The organism is Vibrio sp. AND4, assembly GCF_000171815.1.
Taxonomy (GTDB): Bacteria; Pseudomonadota; Gammaproteobacteria; order Enterobacterales; family Vibrionaceae; genus Vibrio.
In genome coordinates, this window is sequence record NZ_ABGR01000011.1 from 79,000 (window position 1) to 96,760 (window position 17,761).

Below are 17,761 nucleotides of genomic sequence, written 5' to 3' on the forward strand. Positions count from 1 at the left end.
TGCTGCAATTGGATGGGGTATTAAGCCAGTTTAGCGCGAACTAAACCACTCACTTTACCCATATCTGCACGCCCTTGAATTTGTGGCTTCAGAACACCCATTACTTTGCCCATGTCTTGCATGCCAGCTGCGCCAGATTCAGTAATCGCCTTCTCAATAAGAGCTGCGACTTCTTCGTCCGTCAGTGGTTGAGGCATAAAATCCTCAAGAACGGTAATTTCTGCTCGTTCAGCATCAGCAAGATCTTGACGATTTGCTGCTTCAAATTGCGTAACAGAATCGCGACGCTGTTTAACCATTTTGGTCAGCACTGCAAGGATGTCGTCATCGCCCAGAGTAATCTGTTCGTCGACTTCACGTTGCTTGATGGCTGACAAGGCCAAACGAATAGTACCAAGGCGCATTTTGTCCCTAGCTTTCATCGCTAATTTTTGCTCTTCTTTGAGTTGTTCAATCAGAGCCATAACTAAATTCCTTACCGGATCTCAGTTATTAGTACAGGCGAACGCGACGTGCGTTTTCGCGAGCTAGCTTCTTAGCGTGACGCTTTTGAGCTGCTGCTTTAGCGCGCTTACGAACAGTTGTTGGCTTTTCGTAGTGCTCGCGACGGCGAACTTCAGAAAGGATACCTGCTTTTTCACAAGAGCGCTTGAAACGACGTAGTGCAACGTCGAACGGTTCGTTTTCACGTACTTTAACTATTGGCATATGCCTTTCACCTCAGGGGTTATTCATTATTGCTGGTTACTCAGTACCAAATCAGAGAAGCCGCCCATTGAGCTAACTTTCTATTCGCGTTTGGCCATTAACCAGCTTGATCAAAAATGGTGCGGAATTTTAATCCGATCAATACCGCTTTGTAAAGCCTTTTATCGCCTATTGTCTGTACAAAATTTGTTTGAATCACCAAGGCGAGGTAATATGACGCCCAAATTTCCTCTATATAAAAAGCATACTGAGAAAACCATGCGCATTATTGGTATCGAAACCTCTTGTGATGAGACTGGCATCGCGATTTATGACGATGAAAAAGGTCTGCTATCACACAAGCTTTACAGCCAAGTAAAACTTCACGCAGATTACGGCGGTGTGGTGCCTGAGTTGGCTTCACGTGACCATGTAAAGAAAACCATCCCTCTTATTAAAGAGGCGCTAAAAGAAGCGAATCTGACGTCCAACGACATCGATGGTGTTGCTTATACGGCGGGCCCGGGCTTGGTCGGTGCACTTCTTGTTGGCGCTACAATAGGTCGAAGTATTGCTTACGCTTGGGGAGTGCCTGCGGTTCCGGTTCACCACATGGAAGGTCACTTACTTGCTCCTATGTTAGAGGACAATCCGCCACCGTTCCCGTTTGTGGCGGTATTGGTATCGGGCGGTCACTCTATGATGGTAGAAGTAAAAGGCATCGGTGAGTACAAAATCCTCGGTGAATCGATTGATGATGCAGCGGGTGAAGCGTTCGATAAAACGGCAAAGCTCATGGGTCTGGATTACCCTGGTGGTCCGTTGCTGTCTAAGTTGGCTGAAAAGGGTACCCCGGGTCGTTTTAAGTTTCCACGCCCTATGACCAATGTGCCGGGTCTGGACATGAGCTTCTCTGGTCTAAAAACGTTTACGGCAAACACGATAGCTGCAAACGGCGATGACGAGCAAACACGTGCAGATATTGCGCTAGCATTCGAAGAGGCTGTGTGTGCCACGTTAGCAATTAAATGTAAACGTGCACTAGAGCAAACAGGCATGAAGCGCATTGTGATTGCTGGTGGTGTTAGTGCAAACCGCCGTCTGCGTGCAGAGCTTGAGAAGCTGGCAAAAAAAGTGGGCGGCGAAGTTTACTACCCTCGCACTGAGTTTTGTACCGATAACGGTGCGATGATCGCATACGCAGGCATGCAGCGCTTGAAGAACGGTGAAGTCGCTGATATGTCAGTGGAAGCACGCCCACGCTGGCCTATCGATCAGCTTACGCCAGTTGCGTAATTACACCTCTGCTGAAGGTTTGAAATAGAAGCATTCCAATAAAGGTCTCTGTATATCAGAGGCCTTTATTTTTAGGTACTTTATTGAAATGCTTTGCGTATTTGGTGATAAAAGACTGATGCGAGTTTTTCTTGATCGCTTTAGTGGTAGGAAAGGTCGTAAAAATAATAAAAGGATACAACGATGGATAAGTTTGAAATTGAAGGCCAGAAACTTGCTTACTTAGATACGGGTGAGGGCCCTGTACTTCTGTTTGGTCATAACTACCTTTGGGATTGCCAAATGTGGGCACCACAGATTGAAGTGTTGAGCCAATCATACCGTTGCATCGTACCGGACCTTTGGGCGCACGGTGAGTCGGATGCCGCGCCAGCTTCAACACGATCTTTAACAGATTGCGCTCAGCATATGTTGGCGCTGATGGACCATTTAGCGATTGAACAGTTCTCTGTTGTTGGCTTGTCTGTGGGCGGCATGTGGGGGGCTGAACTTACCTCTCAAGCGCCACAGCGCGTTAAGTCATTGGTTCTAATGGATACATTCATTGGTCTAGAGCCGGAGGTGATGCATAACAAGTATTTTGCTATGCTGGATACCATCAGCAAATTACAAGCGGTGCCAGCACCCATTGTAGAAGCCGTGACACCGCTGTTTTTCGCTAATAATGTCGAGCAAGTGAATCCAAGCTTGGTTACATCCTTTAAGCAGAGTCTTGAAAGGCTGCAAGGGGAGCGTGCCGTTGAGGTAGCGCGTGTTGGTCGTATGGTGTTTGGCCGTCGTGATGTGATTGAAGACGCTGAAATGTTTGCGTTGCCAACCTTGATTGCGGTTGGGCGTGAAGATAAGCCTCGTCCCGTCTTTGAATCCTATTTAATGCATGACTGCATTACCGGCAGTGAGCTCGTTGAGATCCCAGAGGCTGGACACATGAGTTGTCTAGAGCAGCCAGAATTCGTCAATCAAATGCTATTGGACTTTCTAAACAAAGTGCACGCATAGCGCTAAGTTTAAAAGCTTAAAACTAAAAAACTCGGTATCAGGCCGAGTTTTTTTCTATCGGTTTCTTCTCGCCAATCTTAGGCTCTTCACCGGACAGTAAACGGCGGATATTCTGATGATGTTTAAACACGATTAAGCAGCACAGCATGGCAACGGGTAAGGTGTATTGCGGCTTAAACATCCAAGTATAAAGCGGTGTTAAAAGTACAGTAGTTAATGCAGCCACAGAAGAGTAGCGGAATAAAAGGGCGACCCCGAGCCATGTCAGTATAACTAACCCTGTTAAGTCCAAACCGATCGGCGCAATGGCACCAAGTGCCGTTGCTACCCCTTTGCCACCTTTAAAGTGGAAGAAGATCGGATACATGTGACCAAGACAAGCGGCAATAGCAATGACACCCAGTATGATAGGCTCGATATTAAGGAAGTAACCGCCCCAAACCGGGATGGTGCCTTTGAGCATGTCACAGAGTAATACCGCCACCGCTGCCCCCTTGCCGCCAATACGTAATACATTGGTGGCTCCTGGATTATTGGACCCCACGTTACGCGGGTCTGGCAGCTTCAATAAACGACAAATCAGCACCGCACTGGAAATTGAACCCAGTAAATAGGCGGCCATTGTCATGATCAGTGCCAGTGCGTCCATAGAAGTCCTTGATGGATTTGAATTTAATGCTCACTTCCTGAGTAATTGCTATCATACCGCGATTTCGCTGCGAGCAAAAATACTCTCTTCAATAGAGCTTGCATTATGGGGTTTCTTGTATATAAAGAATCTTCGCAGTTTATACCCGAGTGACTTTTGCTGCCAATTGACGTTGTCGAGGGCTACACAGCTCACTTGGATACAATAGTACGATCACATTGCCCAAACCGGGTATCCGACTTCTGAGATAGAAGGACATAAGATGGCTCTGGATAAAGTTTTTATTGAACAGTTAGCAGTAATCACCACCATAGGCGTTTACGACTGGGAACAGCAAATCAAGCAGAAGCTGGTTCTGGATATCGAAATGGCGCATGATAACAAGCCGGCGGGTAAGAGTGATGATGTTCAAGATGCGCTGGACTACTCACAGGTGAGTGAAGCGGTATTAAACCACATTGAAAATGGTCGTTTCCTGTTGGTTGAGCGCGTTGCAGAAGAAGTCGCAGAGCTTATCATGCAGCGTTTCTCTGTGCCTTGGGTGAAAATTCGTTTAGCTAAACCTGGTGCAGTTCCTCAAGCACGCGCAGTAGGCGTCGTGATTGAACGGGGCCAAGCATGATCAAAACATATATCGGTATAGGCACTAATATTGAAAGAGAGCATCACGCACTTGTCGCTTATCAAGAGTTGCAAAAGCTTGGTTGCGATCTGTGTGTGTCGCCGATATATGAATGTGAGCCAGTCGGCTTTAGCAGTCAAAACTTCTACAACTTCGTGATTCGTTTCTCCACGGAGTTGTCACTCGAAGAATTGAGTTACCGTTTACGTGAGATTGAATTTCAGTGGGGGCGTGAAGAAAACGCGCAAAAGTATCAGGATCGAACCTTAGATCTTGATATCGTCTTGTTCGGTGAGTGCACTTCGCAGCAAAAACCTGAGCTACCTCGCAGTGATATTTACAAATACCCATTTGTGACAAAGCCCCTGTATGATCTCGATCCTCAATTGGTGATCCCCGGCGATGGGAGAACCATCGCCGATATTTGGCAGGCGATGCAGCCTGTCGATTCACTCAAACCAGTTTCCTTTTCACTTTAATCTGAGTTGTTTACATGAGTTACTTTGAAGCCTTTATTTTGGCTCTGATTCAGGGTCTAACAGAGTTTTTGCCAATTTCCAGTTCTGCTCACTTGATATTACCCTCAGCCATCCTTGGTTGGGAAGATCAGGGCTTGGCATTTGATGTTGCTGTCCACGTTGGTACGTTGATGGCGGTGGTGATCTATTTCCGTCAAGAAGTGATAACACTTTTCCAAGCACTGTTTGCCTCTATCTTCAAAGGTGACCGCAGTAAAGAAGCCAAACTGGCATGGATGATCGCTCTCGCAACGATCCCTGCATGCGTGTTTGGCCTGCTAATGAAAGACATCATTGAGATCTATTTGCGTAGTGCTTATGTGATCGCAACCACGACCATCATTTTCGGTCTGCTGCTTTGGTGGGTGGATAAGAATGCGAAGTTAGTGGCAGACGAGTACCAAACAGGCTGGAAGAAAGCACTGTTCATTGGTATTGCTCAAGCCTTGGCCATGATTCCTGGCACGTCACGCTCTGGTGCAACCATCACCGCAGCGCTTTATTTAGGCTTTACCCGTGAAGCGGCGGCGCGTTTTTCATTCTTGATGTCTATTCCAATCATCACCTTGGCGGGGGGCTACCTAGGTATGAAATTGGTGACAAGTGGTGAGCCCGTGCACATAGGCTTCCTGTTGACAGGCATTGTGACTTCATTTATCAGTGCGTACATCTGTATCCACTTCTTTTTGAAGATGATTTCTCGTATGGGTATGACACCGTTTGTGATTTACCGCTTGATTCTGGGCTTCGGCTTGTTTGCTTTCTTGCTGACCGCTTAAACCCAATTCGAACGAAAACGCCCGCTTTTTATAGCGGGCGTTTTGTTTTTGAGTCTGAACATCTTTGGCTTACTCGTCTGGCCTATTTACCTAGAGCGACTCTAACTGCCCCAACGCGGCGCTTTTCTTGCTCTTCGCGTATTGCTGGTCCTTTGAAACCGTCTTTAATAATGGCTTGTACATCAACCGATGCCGCCGCTTGATAAGCTCGTATAAACAGTTCTGCTTGCGGGTATGGCTGGTTTTCTAACCCCTTGCGACCAGCATGATCGGCTTGGCAGCAGATTAAGATATCTTGCAGGCGTTCGGCTTTACGCCACACATCAAACTTGTTGAGGATCTTGATGATGGTTTGTGGTTTAAGCTCAGCTGCTCGGTGGATATTAGAGTGTTGCTCGCACACCATTAATGCCAAGTCGCGGAACTCATTTGGCACCCGTACGCGATCGCACAGCTTCTTGATAAGTTTTAAACCTGTGTGGCAATGCATTTTATGACTTGGCCATTCGCTTTCTGGCGTGACGCCTTTACCCAAGTCATGCACTTGCGCAGCAAATCGAACGGATAGCGAATCACTTAGCTTCGCTGCCTGCTTCGCCACCATTAATGTGTGAATACCTGTATCGATCTCTGGGTGCCATTTCTCAGGTTGAGGCACACCAAACAGCGCATCAACCTCTGGTAAGACAATGGCTAATGCACCACATTCTCTGAGTACAGATAAAAAGACATCAGGGCAAGAAGTCGAAAGTGATTTATGCCATTCTTGCCAAACACGTTCTGGTGTCAGTGTGCTTAACTCTCCGGATTCTGCTACGTCGCGCATCAGTTGTATGGTTTCTTCTGCGACATTAAAACCTAAGTGGGCTAACTTAGCAGCGAAGCGGGCCACTCGTAAAACACGCAGTGGATCTTCGATAAAAGCCTGTGAAACATGGCGTAGCACTTTATTTTGCAGATCGTTTTGACCGCCATAGGGGTCGTAAAGCTTACCCTTGTCATCCATCGCCATGGCGTTGATGGTCAAGTCTCGACGAATTAAGTCTTCTTCAAGTGTGACGCTTTGGTCAAAGAAGCATTCGAAGCCTGTGTAGCCAGCACCAGATTTTCTTTCGGTTCGTGCAAGGGCATGCTCCTCTTTGTTTTTAGGGTGTAAGAAGACAGGAAAGTCTTTTCCCACAGCGGTGTAGCCTTGGGCGAGCATCATTTCTGGGGTTGCGCCAACCACTACCCAATCTTTGTCATTACTATCAATACCGAGCAAATGATCCCGAACTGCACCACCGACTAAATAAACCTGCACGAATAACCTCTAATTTATGGATATGACGTTGGACATTGTAGCAAGCAATGGTAACGTGCTTATACCCCCAAGTCACCTCAATGTCAGGTGTGCAGAGTTTCCCTTTTATCAGAGAAAATACCGTTGTTTACCTTAATGATTTTTTGGCGATGGTAAGCATGGTTTCTGGTGCGCAAAGTCTTAACCGTGTCGCGGAATCCAACAATAACTGCTGAAACGTAAGACTGCTTGGGGATAAAAAGAACTAAAACGAAGAGTGAGTGTCTCTTTTAAGTCTATCAAGGAATTGCCCGAACGATTGTGGGTGGGTTTTAGCTGGAGATCCTATGTATAAGGACTTTTTTGGGTTTGTTGAACTGCCATTTTCTATTGTTCCAAACTCGCGTTATCTGTACCTGAGCCAACGTCACAAAGAGGCGATCACCCACCTTCAAGCGGGATTAGGTGATGGTGGTGGTTTTGCCATGCTTACTGGCGAGGTGGGAACAGGTAAAACTACTGTTGCAAAAGTGATGTTGGCGAACTTGGATGAGAACACCAAGGCGGGGTTGATCCTAAATCCTACTTTCTCGAGTCGAGATTTACTCGAAGCCATCTGCGATGAATTTAAAGTGACCTATCCGCAAGAGGCAACGCTCAAGCAGCTTAACCAAGCGATTCATGATTACCTGCTACGTAATCATGAGTCGGGCTGGACAACCTTGTTAGTGATTGATGAGGCTCAGCACTTGGCAGCAGATGTGCTGGAGCAATTGCGTCTGTTAACCAATTTAGAGACGGATACGCGAAAGCTACTTAAAGTCTTGTTGGTTGGTCAGCCAGAACTACAGCGTTTATTACAAACCACGCAACTGCGTCAGCTCGCTCAACGTATTACGGGGCGTTACCATTTACTGCCATTGGATGAAAAGGAAACCGCTGACTACATTGCTTTTCGTTTGCATACCGCTGGAGGTGATAAGCTGCTGTTTGGCCTTAGTTCTAGCAAGCTCATCGCTAAATACAGCCATGGTATCCCGCGTTTGATTAACCTAATTTGTGACAAATCGCTGTACATGAGTTATCACAAAGGAAATGTGGTTGTCGATAAGCAAACGGTGCATCAAGCTTGTGAAGAGGTGATTCAATTCCAAGCGGAGATTTATCAGCAAGAGCGACCCGTTCGTCGCGGTTTTGAGTGGCCAATTTGGGGCTCGGCTCTTATTGGTGTTTGTGCTGCCGTTGGTATCGGCTGGGCAGTCATGCAACAAATGCCGTTACCCTCCACTCTGGATGCTCAGCCCGTGCCAATGGCTCAAGTGATGGCACCACAAGCGGTTGTCCCTGCGATTGATGAACAACTCACTGATGAACAGCGTAATTTGCTGTTACAGCAGACTCAGTCGAATCTAGCGGTGAACGAGCTTTACAAGTTATGGGGATATCGAGCTGCGGTACGTGACAACTTGTGTTTATCAGAGCCTCAATCGACCATGCGTTGTGAGCGTAAAATGGCAACATGGCCATTATTGGTGCAACAAAACCGCCCAGTGATTTTAGAACTGAATTACCAGAGCCAAGTCGGTTATGTGATTCTTTACGCGCTTGGTGACAACAAAGTCGACGTGCTCAATGGTAGCCAGCGCCTTCGCTTGCCAGTGTCATGGCTCAAGCCGCTATGGCAGGGCAACATTATCGAATTATGGCAAGCCCCGCTGAGAGATACGCTGCGCTCAGATATGGAAGGGCCTGCGATTGATGTTCTTGACCAATTATTGGCACAAGCGGTAAACGAGCAACCGCTTGGGAGCGAGGTTTACGACAGTGAACTCAAAGAGCGGGTTGAGCTGTTCCAACGTTGGCAAGGAATCGGTGTCGATGGCATTGCAGGTAAACAGACCTTAGAACGATTGCAGCAGAGTGTCCAAATTGATGCCCCGCCGCTTAAAGAGATTAATGAGGAGGACGCATAATGTCTGTCATCAAGCATGTTGGGCTCTTTCTATTGCCAATCACTCTTACTGCGGTTGGTGCCGCTTGGTATTTGGAACTGTTTGCTCGAGAATCGGCCGTTCCTATGGATACAGAGAAAGCGCAACCTGTAGCCGAGCCAATAATACCCGTGGTCAAAGCAAAATTTGAAAGCCTGAGTTATCCCGATGAATCGCAATTGATGCCACTCGATCGAGAGTGGCCAATCGCCGAATTACCGCAAAATTTCAGTACCGCTGTTGAGCAAGACTACGTGGCGAACAATACGACTCCCAAAGAGCAGGAGCGACTGGAATTTTTGCCGCAAACGCTAAAAACCAGCCCGACAATGCAAAGGCATGATGATCAAGGTTTATCACTGAATGATATCGACTTGTCCTCATTGTCACCTGATCTGGCGATGAAGGTCGAGAACGCCCTAGCAAACAATAATCAACCGCTGCTGAAGCCTTCTTCATCCATCGGTAATTTGGAAGGTGAGACGCAACAGTGGCAAGGTAGATTGCCAGCGCTGAACCTACAGACGCACTTGTACTCAAGTGATGTGAACCGCCGTCGGGTGAAGATCAATAACGTGGATTACCATCAGGGGGATGTGGTTGATGGACAAGTGACTTTGGAAGAGATCCAGCCACAAGCGGTGATCATTCAATTCCAAGGTGAGCAAATCCGTGTACCCGCTTTGTATGAGTGGGAGGGGTAATGCATGAGTGGAAAGGGTAATTAATCCGCTTACTTTTGTTCTTAGTTCAATTAGCCAGTGAGTTTCTACCGCTGGTTTTTTTGTATCTCCTACTCGTCGTTTGTCATTTTTAATGACTTCAGCGGGAGAGGGTAAAATATCGAAAGGGTTTATTGATGGCGTTACACAGAGCTCGGTGAGATGAGGCCAACAAAAAAGCCAGTCACATATGACTGGCTATTTTGATTCGAGATCTTATCCGTTAGCTGAAAGCGATTATGCCCAACCTGCTGGCGATTTCTTTCTGCGAGGGATGAGGTGTGGCAGTAGCAAGCCAAAGAGCAAACCCAGACCAGCAACAGCGCCACCATAAGTGAAGTACTTAAGTAGCATGTCGTCTTTTTGAGTGTCTAGCTTCGCGCGAAGTTCACGGTTTTCTGTTTCAACAGAAGTCAGCTGATCGCTGATTTCAGAGTATTTCTTTTCTAGATCTGAAATCTGTTGGTTGCGAGTTTCCAGCGACGTCACTAGACCCGCCTTTTCAGTGTCTGAGTTCTGGCGTGCGTTCGCCAATTGTTCTTTCACTTCTTTCAGCTCTTTCTCTATACGAGGAAGGCGGATGGCCATGCTTTCTTGGTTTGTCACAAACTTGTTTTGCACCCAGCCTGTACGGCCGCGAGCGTCACGGATTTTTGTGTAACCCGTGTCTTTGTTTGTTTGAAGAAGTTGTACTTTAGAGCCGGCGTTAACACTGCCCATAATGCGGTAAGTGTTGTTTGGGCCAGAGTGCATAAAAGTGAATAGGTCATCAGAAATATAACGGTCTGCCGCTAGTGCTGCTGGCGCTGCTAGCAAAGTAAACAAAACCGTGATGATTAGTTTTTTCACAGTAAATCCCTTAACGATTTTCTTGGATACAGCTTTGGCACCGAATTATTGGAGCCGGAAATAGATGAATAGTATTCAGTTTCAAACTTTGGTGCAACAAAGAAGGGAGGCAAGACCTCCCTTTCTGTGTGTTTGAGTCAATAATGACAATGCGTTTACATTGCATTGACTCGACGCATTATGCTAACACAGCTTACGAGAACATTGCTTGGATACTGTAGAAGAAGATGACGGCTAATAGTGCGCCTGCAGGTAGCGTCACGATCCAAGATGCAACAATGTTACGAACCACACCTAGGTTAAGTGCAGCAATACCGCGAGCAAAACCTACACCTAACACCGCACCAACAAGTGTTTGCGTTGTAGAGATTGGCAGGCCAGTGCCTGAAGCGAGAACAACGGTACATGCCGTTGCTAGCTGAGCGGCAAAACCACGGCTTGGGGTTAGTTCAGTAATACCTGTACCAACGGTTGCCATTACTTTGTGACCGAGTGTCGCAAGACCAACCACGATTCCGAAACCACCCAGAGGAAGAATCCACCACGCGATAGTGCTCTTCGCTGTGACTTCACCCATGTGTTCAACGGTTGAAACAACGGCAGACAGTGGACCTATGGCGTTAGCTACGTCATTTGAGCCATGAGCAAATGCCATCGCACATGCTGTGATAACCATTAGCACGCTGAAGATGCCTTCTACACCAGCAAAGCCACGATCTTCCTCGCGATTTGCGAATTTCTTCTGAATGTAGAAGTAACCACCAATCATTACTGCAGCAGAGACCATTAATGCCCACATCCATGCCTCACCATTGCTTAAGTGAAGACCAACGTGTTTTAGTCCTTTCTTAATGGTGACAAGCGCAATCACCATAGTCGTGATGAACATGTAAACCGGAACGAAACGTTTGGCGTTAAATAGCGGGTTCTCTGTATCAAAGATCAGACGCTGTGCACTGACAAAAATCAGGTAAGCAAAGAAACCTGAGATAACCGGGGTAATGATCCAGCTACCGACAATCCCCTGAACGCTGGCCCAATCAACGGCTTCTGTACCTACGGATACGCATGCAAAACCGATGATCGCACCAATGATGGAGTGAGTGGTTGAGACAGGCCAGCCCATGTAAGAAGCCAGTAAAAGCCAAGTACCAGCAGCAAGAAGCGCTGACATCATACCGTAGACAAGGATGTCAGGTTGGCTAGCAAATAGCGATGTTTCGATAACACCTTTACGGATGGTGTCAGTGACTTCACCGCCAGCAAGGTATGCACCAGCAAATTCAAAGATCATCGCAATGATGATGGCTTGTTTTACGGTAAGTGCTTTTGAGCCAACAGATGTGCCCATCGCATTAGCAACGTCATTCGCGCCAATACCAACTGCCATCATTAATCCAAAGAGCGCAGCAACAATAATCAGGACAGTACCGTAGTTCGCAAGGATATCCATCGTAATACCTAGTTGTTTTATAACAAGCGGAGCAATCTATAAAGCGCATTAAGCCATATGACGGTGAGTTCTGTCATCGTCTATCTGGCGCGCGTTAATCATGCTCTTCGTTATGTCGTTAACTTTATGTTTTAAGATCGAGATAGCATGACTTCCAAACGAGCACCCACGCGCTGCGCTTGGTCGGCAATACCACCTACCCATTCAAGAATTTTGTATAAGAACATAACATCAATAGGATTCATGTCAGCTTCAATCGCCATCAATTGTTGGCGAAGTTCAATCTGCATTAAATCGGTGTCATCTTCAATTTCGTCCAACTGATGAATCATTTCAGCAACGAGTGTTACTTCACGGCCTTTGAAGCCAGTTTCTAGCAGTTCATCAAGTTCGTTGATTACTTTTTGCGCTTGGTCAGCTGCATCAAGACAACGTTGAACGTATGCGAGGAAGTTTGATTGGAGAGCCTCAGGAATGACAAGTTGACGACCATATACACGGCCAGCAATGTCTTTTGCCAGGTTAGCAAGCTTGTCTTGTTGAGTGAGAAGCTCAAGCATGTCAGTACGATCGACTGGCATAAACAAACCGCGAGGCAGTTTTAGACGGATTTCACGTTTCAGCACATCTGCTTCTTTCTCTAGGTGAGAAATTTGAGCACGGATTTCAGCTGCTTTTTCCCAGTCACCCTTTGAAGAAACTTCAAAGAAATTAACTAGGTATGAACAACATTCGTTGACGCAGACAACGTGGCGTTGCAAAGGCTTAATTGGGGACTTTGCAAATAACCCCATAATTGTATTTACTGGCATGGTCATTCAACCTAATAACTATAACCTTAAAAAAACATACACTATTTCTTGGCGAAATGTTGAACTATGGCTATAAAGGCGCGCATGTTAACGCATTAAATCGCTCATTAAAACAGTTTTAGATCATCATTCCGGTGATATTTCTTTCTTGCCGAGTAAGAAATTAGGCAATATCCTGTTTCTATCTGCTTTGAAAGGTATAGCTATGGAAACCGAGATAGAACTTAAGTTTTTTGTTTCTCCAGAATTTTCAGAAACTTTAAGAGCTAAAATCGCCGAAACAAAGGTGCTTCAGCACAGTTGTCGTGACTTGGGCAACATCTACTTTGATACCGCTGACAAATGGTTAAGAAAGCACGACATTGGTTTAAGAATTCGCCGCTTTGATGATGTTTATGTTCAAACCGTAAAAACAGCGGGACGTGTCGTTGCTGGTCTTCATCAGAGACCGGAATATAACGCTGAGCACATCAGTAATGAGCCAGACCTCACGCTTCATCCTGCCGACATCTGGCCAACAGGTAAAGGTATTGCGACTCTGCAAGCAGAACTGACCCCTCTCTTCTCTACCAACTTCATTCGTGAGCAATGGCTGATTGGTATGCCCGATGGTAGCCAAATTGAAGTCGCTTTTGATCAAGGTGCGGTGATTGCTCAAGATTCTGATAGCGAAGAGAAGCAAGACCCTATCTGTGAAGTCGAACTTGAGCTGAAATCGGGCCAAACCGATGCTCTATTCACGCTTGCTCGCAGCTTATGTGAAGCAGGAGGGATGCGTCTGGGCAATTTGAGTAAAGCAGCCAAAGGGTACCGCTTAGCAAGTGGTTATGCTGGTGATGAGGTGAAAGCGCTCACCTTAGTAGACAGTACGAAAAACGATACTTTGGAATATTGTCTGATTAACTCGCTGGAGCATGCATTATCGCACTGGCATTATCACGAGCAAATCTACACCGAACGTGATTGCGCTGAAGCACTACGTGAAATCGTCAACGCGATTCGTTTTATTCGCCAAACCTTTACGATTTTTGGCAGTACAGTGCCGCGCCGAGCCAGTGCGATTTTGCGTCAAGAAATGAAGTGGCTAGAAGAGGAACTCGAGTGGCTGGATGAACACGCGCACTTAGAAGAGTTACTAGAAGACAAAGGCAACGTGCTTCGTAAGCTTGATGCACGTAAGTTCCTTATCTCTGAGCTGACTCAACAATTAGGTGAGCTACCACGCCGCGAAGCAGTACTAGAGCTATTAAGTTCAGCGCGTTACACCAGTTTGCTGCTGGACTTGAGCCGCTGGATTTTAACGCGTGGCTGGCAGCCATTCCTCGATGACAAAGCGCGCGAGAAGATGTCGAGTAACATTCAAGCTTTCTCAGTGAAACAACTCGATCGCACTTGGGCTGAGTTAATGGAAGCGTTTCCTGCTGAGCGTGATTTGTCGGCACAAGACTATGTCGATCAACGCTATCGTCTGCTGCGTAACCTCTACACTGGAATTGGTTTCGCGAGTTTGTATGATGCTGAAGAGCGCAACAGTTTTCGATTACCGTGGGCAGACTTAGTACATGGTATTGATGACCTGCTGATGCTTAACCATCTGCTGCCATTAGTGGGCATGCTAGAAGGAGAAGAGCAAGTCCAGTTAGAACGTTGGTTGCACCGCCAAGAGCGTTCTATCCTTCACGCAATGGATCAGACTCGCGCCATTGGTGTTGAAGTCGAGCCATACTGGCGTGACTAAGAGCAAAAGATAGGGCCTAAGGTCCTATTTTTTTGTCTGCTGTTTTTGCTCGTCCAGTTCATTTTCGATCGATTGGAGTCGATGTAAGATCTGCTCCTGCCTTTCTAGTACCTGCTCTAACAGCTTTTCTTTATTTTTTGAACGATGGTCTTGCTGGCGAGTTGGCGCGGTAAGAATTGACGTAATCAAACCTGAAATCATACCGAAGATGCCGACACCACAAATAATGATCAATACGGCTAACAATTTTCCGCCAGTCGTGACCGGATAGTGATCGCCATAACCTACGGTTGAGATGGTGACAAAAGCCCACCACAAAGCGTCTGCTCCGGTTTGAATGTTAGCCTCGGGGTTTTGTCCTTCAATAAATAGCATCGCGCTCGAACCCAGAGTGATGAGTACGACCATCAACAATAAAATTGAGGCTAGTGTGGTTTCACGGCGGTTTTGCTTAAGCTGGAAAAGAATAAACTTGGAAGAACGTAAAACCAAAATGACGCGCAAAATGTGGAACAAGCGAGCATAGCGTAATGGTTCGATCATTGGGATGCTGGCAACAAAATCGATCCAGTGATGCTTAAGAAATGACCGACGATCTGTGGATCGGATCAAATCTACAGTGAGCTGAAATAGGAAAATACTACAGATAATAACATCCAGACCGATAAGCACTTGTCGAGGTTCGTGATCGAGCGGGAAAAACAACAACCCAGAGATCACAAATAGCGCCATGAAGGACAAGATTAGTGATAGCAACCCCATTGGTTTCGTACTGTCTTTGATATCATGGTTTTTCATACTAGGCTCGGAATAAATCGCACAACGGTGGCGATAAGTTATCGAAGTTAATGACTATATTAGACTCAGCGGAGAACTGACAATGGAAAAGCTGGCATTTAAGCCGTGGGAAAGGGTGATATCCGACATCAAGCTCGTTCCGAAAATGGTCATGTTGATGGTATTCAGTACCATCTTGATTGTGGTGAAGCAGTTGTGGGACGCCAACACCTTTTATCACTCACTACTTGCGGCAACACAGAATGAACAAGTTGCCCAACAACACTATGAAGCTTACCTCACTCAAGTTGCATGGCAAACGGTATTGTTGATTGTTGTGTTTGTGGTTCTGCTTTTGGCCGCAGCGCGCGTCATGCTGCGCCAAACACAATATTTGAGTGACGCAATCAAGTTAATGGCGAGCAAAAATTTATCGGTGCCATTCGGCATGGAGTGCAAAGACGAATACGGTGACGTAGCGCGTGAATTGGAGAAAACACGGCGTCAGTTGCACGATGTCATCCAAATGCAGATCAATGCATCTGATGAACTCGCAACCTTGACGGAAGTGATGACAATCAGCATGTCGGAAACCAAAGATTCAGCGCAAGAAGAGTTTAACGAGATCGACCAGCTTGCAACGGCTATGAGTGAAATGTCCTCGACAGTTCAGACGGTTGCAGACCATGCTCAAAGTGCTTCTGCACTCACTGAGCAAGCATCAACCCAAGCCTTGACGGGGCAGAAATTCCTCCAGAAAACCGTTTCTAAGATGAGTGAGTTGTCTACTGATATCGCATCTTCGGCGAGTGCGGTTAATCAAGTCGAAGAGCGAGTTGATTCGATCGGCAGTGTCGTTGGTACCATCCAAGGCATTTCTGAGCAAACTAACCTGTTAGCTTTGAATGCCGCAATAGAAGCAGCACGAGCGGGCGAAGCAGGCCGTGGCTTTGCGGTGGTTGCGGATGAAGTTCGTAATCTTGCGCAGCGCACTCAGCAGGCAACAGTGGAAATTCAAGAGATGATCTCTCAACTGCAATCAAGCGCCACCTCAGCGGTTACATTGATGGAGAAAAGCGTGGTTGAAGCGGAAGAAGGTGTCGAGCTGGTTTCGAATGCGGGGAGCGAGTTAGATGGTATTGTTGGTCAAGTAACACAGATCAATGACATGAACCTACAAATCGCCACGGCATCAGGCCAGCAAAGTAGTGTTGCAGAAGAGATGAGCCAGAACTTGACGAATGTGCGTGAGTTAGTAGAAGCATCGGTTGTGGTTGTCTCCGAGCTACTAGAAACCTCTGAGATAATGCAAAACAATGCGGAAGAACTGGATAAGAAAATTAAATCTTTTGAAGTCTAGCTTAAGCAAGCTTTGATAAAACGCCCACAAACCTTTTGTGGGCGTTTTTATTTGCGCTAACTCTGGTATAAAAGGGACTGTCGCCCTCAAACTACCGTGCTTTCACACAAGGAAGAAACATGCAGCTGCCTTCGTCACTGATCTCTGCCGCCGATGCTGCGGTTCACAATGCCGAGCAAGCGGGATATTTTCAACAATGGCCAAGTGAGATTGCCGATCAATTTCATTTTGTCTCTGGTCTTAGCTCCTTTATTACTGAAGCGATTCATCGTGATGAAAGACTGGCGCAAGACTTACCCATCATGTTAGCAGAAAGCAGTCGACACCAAACTTATCGAGCACGCCTCGCCGCGCTTTTAGCGGAATGCCAAGATGAAATGGCTGGTCATCGGGCGCTGCGCCAGTTTCGTAATCGCGAAATGGTCTACATTGCGTGGAAGGACTTCACTTATGCTTGGACATTAGAAGCGTCGCTCAGCCATCTGTCGCAACTGGCCGAAGCCATGATCGTCGAAACTTACCAGTGGCAATACCAGATTTGCTGCCGTGAGTGGGGGACACCAACCAATGCCGAAGGAAAAGCGCAACCTATGCTGATCATCGGTATGGGCAAGCTTGGTGGCGGTGAGCTGAATTTTTCTTCCGATATCGACCTGATTTTTACTTATCCAGAAAATGGTGAGACTCAAGGTGCGCGTCGCAGCATTGCCAATGCACAGTTCTTTACCCGCCTGGGGCAGCGCATCATCAAAGCGCTCGACCAACACACCTTTGATGGCTTTTGCTACCGCGTTGATATGCGTTTACGCCCATTTGGTGAAAGTGGTCCATTAGTGATGAGTTATGCAGCACTTGAAGACTATTACCAAGAGCAAGGACGAGATTGGGAGCGTTACGCCATGATCAAAGCGCGTGTGATGGGCAGTGAAATGTACCCACAATACCAAGCGTTGCGTCAGATGCTGCGTCCGTTTGTCTTCCGTCGTTACATCGACTTCAGTGCGATTCAATCTCTGCGCCGTATGAAATCGATGATCAGTAGCGAGGTGCGTCGTCGTGGTTTGAGCAACAATATTAAGCTTGGTGCTGGTGGCATTCGCGAGATTGAGTTTATTGCTCAAGTTTTCCAGTTAATTCGTGGTGGTCGCGAGCCGTCTTTGCGTGGCCGCGGCCTACTCGAAACCTTGAGCGCAATCGGTGAGTTGGGTCAATTGACTCAACCAGAGG

The 17,761-nt window shown here is 46.8% G+C and carries 18 protein-coding genes; 10 read left to right on the forward strand and 8 right to left on the reverse strand.

Annotated features, from left to right (window positions below; genetic code table 11):
- Nucleotides 1-20 precede the first annotated feature (20 nt).
- Both AND4_RS12530 and rpsU read right to left on the reverse strand, forming a co-directional pair.
- Nucleotides 21-464, reverse strand: coding sequence for a GatB/YqeY domain-containing protein (locus AND4_RS12530; RefSeq protein ID WP_009843345.1), 444 nt, complete (start codon nucleotides 462-464; stop codon nucleotides 21-23).
- Nucleotides 465-492: 28 nt separating this feature from the next.
- Entirely contained in the window at nucleotides 493-708 is a 216-nt protein-coding gene (gene rpsU / locus AND4_RS12535) for a 30S ribosomal protein S21 (protein WP_004396009.1), read from the reverse strand.
- Nucleotides 709-966: 258 nt separating this feature from the next.
- Here rpsU and tsaD point away from each other — a divergent pair, with 258 nt between their 5' ends.
- Nucleotides 967-1,983, forward strand: coding sequence for a tRNA (adenosine(37)-N6)-threonylcarbamoyltransferase complex transferase subunit TsaD (tsaD, locus tag AND4_RS12540; RefSeq protein WP_009843346.1), 1,017 nt, complete (start codon nucleotides 967-969; stop codon nucleotides 1,981-1,983).
- A 183-nt stretch (nucleotides 1,984-2,166) separates the two neighbouring features.
- The gene (locus AND4_RS12545) at nucleotides 2,167-2,982 is read left to right on the forward strand and encodes an alpha/beta fold hydrolase (RefSeq protein WP_009843347.1); all 816 of its coding nucleotides are present in this window, start codon (nucleotides 2,167-2,169) and stop codon (nucleotides 2,980-2,982) included.
- 37 nt (nucleotides 2,983-3,019) lie between these two features.
- On the opposite strand, the gene plsY is transcribed toward AND4_RS12545, so the two are convergent.
- The gene (gene plsY / locus AND4_RS12550) at nucleotides 3,020-3,631 is read right to left on the reverse strand and encodes a glycerol-3-phosphate 1-O-acyltransferase PlsY (protein ID WP_009843348.1); all 612 of its coding nucleotides are present in this window, start codon (nucleotides 3,629-3,631) and stop codon (nucleotides 3,020-3,022) included.
- A gap of 262 nt (nucleotides 3,632-3,893) precedes the next feature.
- Here plsY and folB point away from each other — a divergent pair, with 262 nt between their 5' ends.
- From folB to AND4_RS12565, 3 genes are read left to right on the forward strand one after another with little or no spacing between them, the layout of a single operon-like run.
- Entirely contained in the window at nucleotides 3,894-4,253 is a 360-nt protein-coding gene (folB, locus tag AND4_RS12555; protein ID WP_009843349.1) for a bifunctional dihydroneopterin aldolase/7,8-dihydroneopterin epimerase, read from the forward strand.
- Nucleotides 4,250-4,732 carry a 2-amino-4-hydroxy-6-hydroxymethyldihydropteridine diphosphokinase gene (gene folK, locus AND4_RS12560; protein WP_009843350.1) on the forward strand — a complete coding sequence of 161 codons (483 nt, stop codon included), beginning with the start codon at nucleotides 4,250-4,252 and terminating at the stop codon, nucleotides 4,730-4,732. The genes folB and folK overlap by 4 nt, the downstream gene beginning before the upstream one ends.
- A gap of 14 nt (nucleotides 4,733-4,746) precedes the next feature.
- Entirely contained in the window at nucleotides 4,747-5,550 is an 804-nt protein-coding gene (locus AND4_RS12565) for an undecaprenyl-diphosphate phosphatase (RefSeq protein ID WP_009843351.1), read from the forward strand.
- Between the two features lie 82 nt (nucleotides 5,551-5,632).
- On the opposite strand, the gene AND4_RS12570 is transcribed toward AND4_RS12565, so the two are convergent.
- Nucleotides 5,633-6,853 (reverse strand): multifunctional CCA addition/repair protein, encoded by a 1,221-nt coding sequence (locus tag AND4_RS12570; RefSeq protein WP_009843352.1) that lies wholly within the window; start codon nucleotides 6,851-6,853, stop codon nucleotides 5,633-5,635.
- A 326-nt stretch (nucleotides 6,854-7,179) separates the two neighbouring features.
- On the opposite strand from AND4_RS12570, the gene AND4_RS12575 reads away from it, so the two are divergent.
- Nucleotides 7,180-8,805, forward strand: a complete 1,626-nt coding sequence (locus AND4_RS12575) for an ExeA family protein (RefSeq protein WP_009843353.1) — start codon at nucleotides 7,180-7,182, stop codon at nucleotides 8,803-8,805.
- The gene (locus AND4_RS12580) at nucleotides 8,805-9,527 is read left to right on the forward strand and encodes a general secretion pathway protein GspB (RefSeq protein WP_009843354.1); all 723 of its coding nucleotides are present in this window, start codon (nucleotides 8,805-8,807) and stop codon (nucleotides 9,525-9,527) included. Before AND4_RS12575 ends, AND4_RS12580 begins: the two co-directional genes overlap by 1 nt.
- Nucleotides 9,528-9,782: 255 nt before the next feature.
- Here the strand turns inward: AND4_RS12580 and AND4_RS12585 are convergent, their stop codons facing one another.
- The 3 genes from AND4_RS12585 to AND4_RS12595 all read right to left on the reverse strand — a co-directional run bounded on the left by AND4_RS12585 (nucleotide 9,783) and on the right by AND4_RS12595 (nucleotide 12,659).
- Nucleotides 9,783-10,394 (reverse strand): TIGR04211 family SH3 domain-containing protein, encoded by a 612-nt coding sequence (locus AND4_RS12585; protein ID WP_009843355.1) that lies wholly within the window; start codon nucleotides 10,392-10,394, stop codon nucleotides 9,783-9,785.
- A 193-nt stretch (nucleotides 10,395-10,587) separates the two neighbouring features.
- On the reverse strand, nucleotides 10,588-11,847 hold the full coding sequence (locus AND4_RS12590) for an inorganic phosphate transporter (protein WP_009843356.1): 1,260 nt from the start codon (nucleotides 11,845-11,847) through the stop codon (nucleotides 10,588-10,590).
- A 131-nt stretch (nucleotides 11,848-11,978) separates the two neighbouring features.
- Nucleotides 11,979-12,659, reverse strand: coding sequence for a TIGR00153 family protein (locus AND4_RS12595; protein ID WP_009843357.1), 681 nt, complete (start codon nucleotides 12,657-12,659; stop codon nucleotides 11,979-11,981).
- A gap of 205 nt (nucleotides 12,660-12,864) precedes the next feature.
- Here AND4_RS12595 and AND4_RS12600 point away from each other — a divergent pair, with 205 nt between their 5' ends.
- On the forward strand, nucleotides 12,865-14,397 hold the full coding sequence (locus AND4_RS12600) for an inorganic triphosphatase (RefSeq protein ID WP_009843359.1): 1,533 nt from the start codon (nucleotides 12,865-12,867) through the stop codon (nucleotides 14,395-14,397).
- 24 nt (nucleotides 14,398-14,421) lie between these two features.
- On the opposite strand, the gene AND4_RS12605 is transcribed toward AND4_RS12600, so the two are convergent.
- Nucleotides 14,422-15,195, reverse strand: coding sequence for an ion transporter (locus AND4_RS12605; protein WP_009843360.1), 774 nt, complete (start codon nucleotides 15,193-15,195; stop codon nucleotides 14,422-14,424).
- A gap of 82 nt (nucleotides 15,196-15,277) precedes the next feature.
- Here AND4_RS12605 and AND4_RS12610 point away from each other — a divergent pair, with 82 nt between their 5' ends.
- Complete coding sequence (locus AND4_RS12610; RefSeq protein WP_009843361.1) at nucleotides 15,278-16,534, forward strand: methyl-accepting chemotaxis protein; 1,257 nt, start codon at nucleotides 15,278-15,280, stop codon at nucleotides 16,532-16,534.
- 119 nt (nucleotides 16,535-16,653) lie between these two features.
- Nucleotides 16,654-17,761, forward strand: a 1,108-nt coding sequence (glnE, locus tag AND4_RS12615) for a bifunctional [glutamate--ammonia ligase]-adenylyl-L-tyrosine phosphorylase/[glutamate--ammonia-ligase] adenylyltransferase (protein WP_009843362.1), incomplete at its 3' end; no start/stop codon positions are given.